Genomic DNA, 8,010 nt, shown 5'->3' on the forward strand with positions numbered 1-8,010 from the left:
TCGGCGACGCCGGGTGGCGGCTGGTCGCGGCGTCCGCCCTCCCCTGGGACGCCGGGAGCGTGACACCCCGCGCGGCAACCCGCGAGGACATGGACGCCATCGTGCAGCAATTCGTCACCGCGGCCGGGCGCGCCGACCGGGCGGGCTTCGACGTGCTGGAACTCCAGTACGGACACGGGCACTTGATGTCGGGCTTCCTGTCACCGCTGACCAACACGCGCACTGATGCCTACGGTGGCAGCCTCGCGCACCGGATGCGTTTCCCCCTGGAAGTACTGCGCGCGGTCCGCGTCGTATGGCCTGCCGAAAAGGCGCTGATCATCCGGATATCGGCCACCGACTGGGCCGACGGCGGCATCGGCGAGGCCGACGTGGTCGCCCTGTGCCGCGCCCTCTCGGACTCGGGAGCGGACGCCATCGACGTGTCCACCGGAGAAGTCGTCGCCCATGAGCGGCCGCACTTCGGCCGCAGCTACCAGACGCCGTACGCGGATCTGATCCGCAACACCGTCGGCGTGCCCGTCATCACCGTCGGTGCCATCTCCACGTACGACGACGTCAACTCCCTGATCCTGGCGGGCCGGGCGGATCTGTGCGCCGTGGGCCGTGCCCAGCTCCACGACCCGCTGTGGACGCTCCATGCCGCGGCCGCCCAGCAGTACACCGGACCGGCCGCGCCCTGGCCGGCGTCCTGGAAGGCGGGCAGCGGCAGGCCGCCGGGCGCCCGCACCGACCGCGTGCCGCCCCGCCTCCAGCTGCTCCGGGACGCTCCCGCACCCGTGCACCAGCGGTGGCTTCCCCGGCTCGCGGCGACAGCCGTCTGACGTGGAACAGCCGGAGGAACTGATGGAGGAACAGCCGGAGGAACTGATGGAGGAGCAGATGGAGGAGCAGAGGGAGCGACAGATGGGGGAACAGGTGGGGGAACGGACGGAGAGGCTGCCCCGCTTCAGGGCGGCAGCCGTGCAGTCCTCGCCGGTCTTCCTGGATCCCGCGGCCACGGTCGACAAGACCGTGTCCCTCCTGGCGGAGGCCGCCTCCCACGGCGCGGAACTGGTCGTCTTCCCCGAGGTCTTCGTCCCCGGTTACCCCTACTGGAACTGGACCATGAACCCCGTGCAGGGCTCCCCGTGGTTCGAGCGCCTGTGGCGGGCGTCCGTCGACATCCCCGGCCCGCACGTGGACGCCCTGCGCGCGGCAGCCCGCCGGCACGGGGTCGTCATGGTCATCGGCGTCAACGAACGGAGCCCCCACAGCCTCGGCATCCTCTACAACACCCTGCTCACCATCGGGCCGGACGGCGAACTCCTCGGCGTACACCGTAAGTTGGTCCCCACCTGGGCGGAGAAGCTCACCTGGACCGGCGGGGACGGAAGCTCCCTCAAGGTTCATCCAACGCCCGTCGGGCCGCTCGGCGCGCTGGCGTGCGGTGAGAACACCAACACCCTGGCCCGCTTCACCCTGCTCGCCCAGGGCGAGTTGGTGCACGCAGCCAGTTACATCGCGCTGCCGGTCGCACCGGAGGACTACGACATGGCGGACGCCATCGCCGTCCGCACGGCCGCCCACAGCTTCGAGGGCAAGCTCTTCTCCGTCGTCGCCTGCTCCACGATCTCCTCGGAGATCGTGGACACCGTGGCCGGCGACGACGAGGACGTGCGCCGCATGCTCGCCCGCCCCCGCAGCGCACTCTCGGGGATCTTCGGACCCGACGGCCGCCCCGTCACCGAGCCGCTCGTCGACGACGAGGGCATCGTCTACGGCGACATCGACCTGTCCAAGTGCATCCAGCCCAAGCAGATGCACGACATCGTCGGCCACTACAACCGCTTCGACGTCTTCCGCCTGCACGTCGACAACACCCCACGCACCCCGGTCACCTTCACGACCGACCCCGCCCACCGGGCCGCCGCCCCGCCGCTCCCGACCGAAGACACCGGCACCGCCGGCGCCACGAAGGAGGACTCATGACCGCCGACCACGACGACGACAGGCTGGGCCGGGCCCGTGTGTCCGACACCCCCGAGCTCACCGCCTACTACGGCGAACTCGCCGAACTGGAGGCCGGCGCCCTCTGGACGGTCGCCAACGACATCGAGCCGTGGTACCCGCAGCCGAAGTCCGTACCGGTCCTGTGGCGCTACGACACCCTGCGCCCCCTGGTGCGCAAGGCGCTCGACCTGGTCGAGGCCGACGACGCCGGACGCCGGGTCGTCATGCTCGTCAACCCCGGCCGCAAGGACGTGAGCGCCGCCGTCGGCCTCCTCTACACCGGCCTGCAGATCATGGGGCCGGGGGAGTCCATGACCGCCCACCGCCATCAGGCCGCCGCTCTGCGCTTCGTCCACGAGGGCACCGGTGCCTGGACGATCGTCGACGGCCAGAAGCTGAAGGTCGGTCCCCGCGACTTCGCCATCACGCCCAACGGCACCTGGCACGAGCACGGCAACGACGCCGACGACGCCCCCGTCATCTGGCAGGACGGCCTGGACATCCCCCTCGTCAACGCCCTCGACGCCGGCTTCTACGAGGTCCACCCCGAGCTGTACCAGCAGCCCGGAAAGGTGATCAACTCCTCCGTCCTCACCTACGGCGCCAACCTCCTGCCCCACGGGGCCGAGAAGTGGACCCGCCCCTACTCGCCCCTGCTCGCCTACCCGTGGGAGCCCACCTACGAGTCACTGCGCAACCTGGCCAAGGCCAGCGAAGGCTCCCCGTACGACGGCGTCATCGCCGAGTACACCAACCCGGTCACCGGCGGCTCCGTCATGCCCACCATGGGCGCCCACATGCAACTCCTGCGCCCCGGGCAGGCCACCCGGGCCCACCGCCACACCGGGTCGGTCGTCTACACCGCGGCCAAGGGCAGGGGCTACTCGGTCATCGCCGGCCGGCGCCACGACTGGCAGCAGGGTGACATCTTCTGCGTCCCGTCCTGGGCCTGGCACGAACACGCGAACCTCGACCGGAGCGAGGACGCCTGCCTCTTCTCGTTCAACGACTTCCCGGTGATGCGCTCCCTCGGCTTCCACCGCGAAGAGGCGTACACCGACAACGGCGGGCACCAGCCCACCGTGTGAGCCTCCGCCGGGCCGGAACCGCCGGCCCTGACAACGGTTGCCGGCGCGGCGGCGATGCACCGGCGGCGACCCGCACCTGCCCCGCATCGCCTCGGCCCCGGGGGGCGGAGGCACGATCCGCACCGCCACCCCGATCCCTCGCCGTTCCTTCCTTCCCCACTCGCCAAGGAGCCGTCATGCGCCTCGTGACCTACACCGTCGACCACGCCCCCGCCCGCCTCGGTGCCCAGAGCGGTGACCGTGTCATCGACGTCGCCGCCCTGGCCGCCCACCACGGCACCGCACTGCCCGAGGACCTGCTGACGTTCGTCCGCGCGAACGCCGACGTCCACGACACCGCGCGGCGTCTGCTAGCCGGCGACCCGTCCGGGTGGCCGGCGGAAGCCGTCCACGCCCTCGAACAGGTCGAGCTGCGCACTCCCCTGCGCCCCGGCAAGATCATCGGGGTCGGCCTCAACTACGTCGAACACGTCGCGGAGTCCAGCCGCAGCCTCGACACCGACAAGGAACTGCCCCCGCGCCCCGTCCTCTTCAGCAAGCCGGCCACCGCCGTCACCGGCCCCGGACAGCCGATCCTGCACAACGGCGACCTCACCCAGCAGCTCGACTGGGAGTGCGAACTCGCCGTCGTCATCGGCCGCACCGCCTTCCGTGTCAGCGAGGAGGACGCCTACCACCACATCTTCGGCTACAGCATCGTCAACGACATCAGCGCCCGCGACCAGCGGCGCTCCGGCCAGTGGTTCTTCTCCAAGGGCCAGGACTCCTACGCGCCCTTCGGCCCCGTCGTCGTCACCGCCGACGAGATCGCCGACCCCATGGCACTGGACCTCGAACTGCGCGTCAACGGCGTCACCAAACAGAAGTCGAACACCCGCCACATGCTCTTCCCCGTGGCCCGCCTCATCGCGGACATCTCCTCCGGTGTGACCCTGGAACCGGGCGACGTCATCGCCACCGGCTCCCCCTCCGGGGTGGGCGCCGGCATGGTGCCCCCCGAGTTCCTCGTCCCGGGAGACACCGTGGAAGCCACCGTCGAGCACATCGGCACCCTCACCAACCCCGTCGTCGACGCCCGCTGACCCTCACCGCCGCCTCAGCTCCACGGAGAGACCATGGCCCACCGCACCTACCGCATCGGCCAGATCGTGCCCAGCTCCAACGTCACGATGGAAACCGAGATCCCCGCCATCCTGCGCGCCCGCGAGAGCGTGGCCCCGGAACGCTTCACCTTCCACTCCAGCCGCATGCGCATGACCCACGTCACGCCCGAGCAGCTCAAGTCGATGGACGCCGACTCCGACCGCTGCGCCGTCGAACTGTCCGACGCCCGCGTGGACGTCCTCGGCTACGCGTGTCTGGTCGCCATCATGAGCATGGGACTCGGCTACCACCGCACCTCCGAGGAACGCCTGCACGCCCGTACGGCCGAGAACGGCGCCCCGGCGCCGGTCGTCACCAGCGCCGGCGCCCTCGTGCACGGTCTGCACACCCTCGGCGCCGAGAAGATCGCGCTCGTCGCCCCGTACATGCGGCCGCTGACCCGGACGGTGGTGGAGTACCTGACGCACGAGGGTATCGAGGTCCTCGACTACACAGCGCTGGAGATCCCGGACAACCTCGACGTCGCCGCGCACGACCCGGCCGAGCTGCCCGGGATCGCCCGCGCGCTCCAGTACACCGACGCGGACGCCGTCGTCCTGTCCGCCTGCGTCCAGATGCCCTCCCTCGGAGCCGTCGAGGAGGCGGAACAGCTTCTCGGCAAGCCCGTCGTCTCCGCGGCGGTGTGCACCGCGCACCAGATGCTGCGCACCCTCGGCCTGCCGGCCGTCGCGCCCGGGGCGGGCCATCTGCTGTCCGGTGCGTACGCCGGGACGCCGTTGCCCCGGCGGGAGGCGACCGCTGGTTGACCGGTCGCCCGAGCCCCTGTCCATCGGCCCGGGCGTTCCGGACGCTCGGTAGGATCGCCCCCGCACACGACGGAAGGCGATCATGTCGGACAGCCCCATCAGGCCCAGCTCGTTGATCAACACGGTCTACGGAGCCTTCCTGCGCCGTCTCGGCGGATGGATCTCCATCGCCGACCTGATCGTCCTGATGGGCGAGCTGGATGTGGACGGCCCGGCGGTACGTTCGGCGATCTCCCGGCTGAAGAAGCGCGGCATCCTGGAACCCGAGCGGCGCGGCGCCAACGGCTACCGCCTGAGCCCGGCCGTCCACCCCGTCTTCGACGAGGGCGACCGCCGCATCTTCGGCAGTCTGGAGCCGGCGGACCTGTCCGACGGCTGGGCGATGGCGGTCTTCTCCGTGCCGGAGTCCGAGCGGGCTCACCGGTACCAGCTCCGCACGCGCCTGACGTGGCTCGGCTTCGGCAACATCACCTCCGGGGTGTGGCTCGCACCCGGACGCCTCCTCGACGACGCCCGCGCCACTCTCGACCGGCTCGGGCTCAGCGAGTACGTGCACCTCTTCGCGTCGCAGTACGTGGCGTTCAGTGACCTGCGTGCCTCGGTCAGCTCCTGGTGGGACTTCCCGGCGATCCAGGCGCAGTACGCCGAGTTCACCGAGACCTACGGCCCCGTGGCGGCGCGCCTGACGACTCGGTCCGACATCGACACCAGGGAGGCGTTCCGCCACTACGTTCCCATGCTCACGCAGTGGCGACGCCTGCCCTATCTCGACCCGGGCCTGCCCAAGGAGCTCCTGCCCGACGACTGGAACGCGGTCGCGGCGCGCCAGCTCTTCCAGCAACTGCAGGCCGTGCTGGCCGAGCCGAGCCTGCGGCACGTACGGAGCGTGACAGGCCTGCAGGAGGACGGGGCGTCGGACTGAATACTCGTCAGGGTTGGCGCATCCGGCATCGTTGAACCGTGTAACTGACTAGTCAGATCCAGCCTTCCAGTGAGGTCATCACCACCGACACGAGCGTGGGCCAGTGGCTGGCAGGCGCCACCTCCAGGAAGTTCCGGCACTCGGCTTCGGCTACGGCGGTGCGACCGGCTACGCCCTGTCCCTGGACTGGATGCTGCCGCATGCCACCGCGTTCAACCCCTTCGCCACCGCCGACCCCAGGCTCACGCGCATGCTGAACACGGCCGGGGCGGCCCCCGCCTACAAGCAACCCGCGCTCTGCCAGGACGTCATGCGGTTCGTCGTGGACCGGGCGCGGTTCGTCTCCGTCCTGCGCATGGACGGCCTGTACGCGTACAACGCCAGGAAGGTCACCGGCTTCACGGCCACCCCGAGCTACATCCCCGACCTCGCCTGGAGCGTTGCTCCGCGGTAGGCGAAGGCTGAACACCGGGCGGCCGCGCACGGCACAGGGGTTGCCCCAGCCGTGCTGCGGCCGGCGGGCGTGACGCCCACGTGGTGCACGAGCCTTCGCGCCTTTGATGACTCCGTGCGTAGTACTCTGTCTGAAGTGGTTCGAACGTAGTGCTGCGTAGGGAAGGGCACCCATGGTGAGGCGCAATGATCAGCGACGTGCTGCCCTCGTCGATGCTGCGATCGAGGTGCTGGCGAGGGAAGGCGCCAGAGGCCTGACGTTCCGGGCGGTGGACGCCGAGGCCGCCGTGCCCGCCGGCACCGCGTCCAACTACTTCGCCAGCCGCGACGATCTGCTCACCCAGGCCGGCGCCCGTGTCTATGAGCGACTGCAGCCCGACGAGGCCACGATCGCCCGCCAGCAGACGGCCGGCCGCGACCGGGAAACCTACACTGAGCTGATGCGTGAACTCGTCGGCCGCGTCGCCTCCTTCCGCACCGGCTATCTGGCACTGCTCGAACTCCGCCTCGAGGCCACCCGCCGCCCCGAACTGCGCAAGGTGCTCACCGAACGGGTCCGATCCGACGTCGACGCCAACGTCGCCTACCACGAGGCCTCGGGCCTCCCCGGTGACGCCATGGCCGTCAAGCTGCTGATATTGACTCTGAACTGGCTGATCGTCGAGCAGCTCACCCTCCCGGACGTCTTCACGGAGGCAGAGCGCGAGCAGCTGGTGACGGCCGCGGTGGAGCGCATCGTGGCCGCCTCGTGATTTGTATACTCATGCGATGTTTGCAACGGACGGGACGTCGGAACAGTGAAGCTTGCCGAGGCGCTCGCAGAACGAGCAGAAGCGACACGCCGCGTGGAGCAACTGCGGGCGCGCATTGTCAGTAACGCCCGTCACCAGGAGGGCGAGACGCCGGCAGAGGCCGCGGACCAGTTGCTGGCCGAGGCCGACGAGGTGCTGACCACCCTTGAGACGCTGATCCGGCGGATCAACCGGACCAACGCAGTGACGGACATGGGCCACGACGGCACCCTCACCGATGCACTCGCGCGCCGGGACACACTGCGGCTGCGCCACTCGGTGATCACCGCTGCGGCCGATGCGGCAGCGGGGACCGGCGAGCGGGGCTACGGTCGGCAGCTTCGTTCCGAACTGATGATGCTCCCCGCACTTCCCGTCGCAGACCTTCGCGCGCAGGCAGATCTGCTCGCGCGGGAGATCCGGGAGATCGATGTGCGCATCCAGCGCACGAACTGGGAGGTCGACCTGCTGGACTGAGCAGTCCCGGCAGGGCGTGACGCTGTGGAGCAGGTAGCTGTCCTGGAGGCGTGCACACACCGAGGGCCGGCGGTTTCCGGTCCACTCCTGGCGCGTGGAGAGCAACGCAGGGGTTCGACTCCCCATCGACAGTGCAGCTCAGCATCGCGTACAGGTAATGGTGCACAACGCACAGCACATCACCACGTGCAGATCCAGGACGGCGAGGGCGGGCTCGGGGTTTCCACAGCGCAGCGGACGCGGCACACGACAGCGTCCGGGATACGCAGGGGCGGCGGGGGGGGGGCCCCCCCCCCCAGGGGGGGGGGGCCCCCCCCCCCGGGGGGCGGGGACGCGGGGGTGCCCGCGCCGGCGCCCCCCACGGGGGTGAACGCGGA

At 70.3% G+C, this 8,010-nt stretch carries 8 protein-coding genes and 1 pseudogene; all 9 read left to right on the top strand.

Features of this window, described 5'->3' with window-relative positions:
• Positions 1-824 (top strand): annotated as a pseudogene (locus AB0H32_RS44915) (bifunctional salicylyl-CoA 5-hydroxylase/oxidoreductase); the annotation flags it as partial.
• Position 825: 1 nt separating this feature from the next.
• The gene (locus tag AB0H32_RS44920) at positions 826-1,971 is read left to right on the top strand and encodes a carbon-nitrogen hydrolase family protein (RefSeq protein ID WP_361134405.1); all 1,146 of its coding nucleotides are present in this window, start codon (positions 826-828) and stop codon (positions 1,969-1,971) included.
• The gene (locus AB0H32_RS44925) at positions 1,968-3,080 is read left to right on the top strand and encodes a cupin domain-containing protein (protein WP_361134408.1); all 1,113 of its coding nucleotides are present in this window, start codon (positions 1,968-1,970) and stop codon (positions 3,078-3,080) included. The genes AB0H32_RS44920 and AB0H32_RS44925 overlap by 4 nt, the downstream gene beginning before the upstream one ends.
• A 176-nt stretch (positions 3,081-3,256) precedes the next feature.
• A complete protein-coding gene (locus AB0H32_RS44930; RefSeq protein ID WP_361134411.1) occupies positions 3,257-4,162 on the top strand; it encodes a fumarylacetoacetate hydrolase family protein in 906 nt (301 codons plus the stop codon).
• Positions 4,163-4,195: 33 nt separating this feature from the next.
• Positions 4,196-4,990, top strand: a complete 795-nt coding sequence (locus AB0H32_RS44935) for an Asp/Glu racemase (RefSeq protein WP_361134414.1) — start codon at positions 4,196-4,198, stop codon at positions 4,988-4,990.
• A gap of 82 nt (positions 4,991-5,072) precedes the next feature.
• Positions 5,073-5,912 carry a PaaX family transcriptional regulator C-terminal domain-containing protein gene (locus AB0H32_RS44940; RefSeq protein WP_361134417.1) on the top strand — a complete coding sequence of 280 codons (840 nt, stop codon included), beginning with the start codon at positions 5,073-5,075 and terminating at the stop codon, positions 5,910-5,912.
• Between the two features lie 103 nt (positions 5,913-6,015).
• The gene (locus AB0H32_RS44945; protein ID WP_361134420.1) at positions 6,016-6,366 is read left to right on the top strand and encodes a hypothetical protein; all 351 of its coding nucleotides are present in this window, start codon (positions 6,016-6,018) and stop codon (positions 6,364-6,366) included.
• A gap of 172 nt (positions 6,367-6,538) precedes the next feature.
• Positions 6,539-7,117, top strand: a complete 579-nt coding sequence (locus tag AB0H32_RS44950) for a TetR family transcriptional regulator (protein ID WP_361134423.1) — start codon at positions 6,539-6,541, stop codon at positions 7,115-7,117.
• A 45-nt stretch (positions 7,118-7,162) separates the two neighbouring features.
• Positions 7,163-7,633 (top strand): DIP1984 family protein, encoded by a 471-nt coding sequence (locus tag AB0H32_RS44955; protein ID WP_361134426.1) that lies wholly within the window; start codon positions 7,163-7,165, stop codon positions 7,631-7,633.
• The last annotated feature ends 377 nt before the right edge of the window (positions 7,634-8,010 follow it).

This window comes from Streptomyces sp. NPDC020362 (genome assembly GCF_040642095.1).
In the GTDB taxonomy this organism is placed as follows: domain Bacteria; phylum Actinomycetota; class Actinomycetes; order Streptomycetales; family Streptomycetaceae; genus Streptomyces.

Bases quoted from the DNA above. Each gene is read 5' to 3' on its own strand.
- AB0H32_RS44925 (WP_361134408.1), top strand. From the start codon at position 1,968: ATGACCGCCGACCACGACGACGACAGGCTGGGCCGGGCCCGTGTGTCC.
- AB0H32_RS44930 (WP_361134411.1), top strand. From the start codon at position 3,257: ATGCGCCTCGTGACCTACACCGTCGACCACGCCCCCGCCCGCCTCGGT.
- AB0H32_RS44935 (WP_361134414.1), top strand. From the start codon at position 4,196: ATGGCCCACCGCACCTACCGCATCGGCCAGATCGTGCCCAGCTCCAAC.
- AB0H32_RS44940 (WP_361134417.1), top strand. From the start codon at position 5,073: ATGTCGGACAGCCCCATCAGGCCCAGCTCGTTGATCAACACGGTCTAC.
- AB0H32_RS44950 (WP_361134423.1), top strand. From the start codon at position 6,539: ATGGTGAGGCGCAATGATCAGCGACGTGCTGCCCTCGTCGATGCTGCG.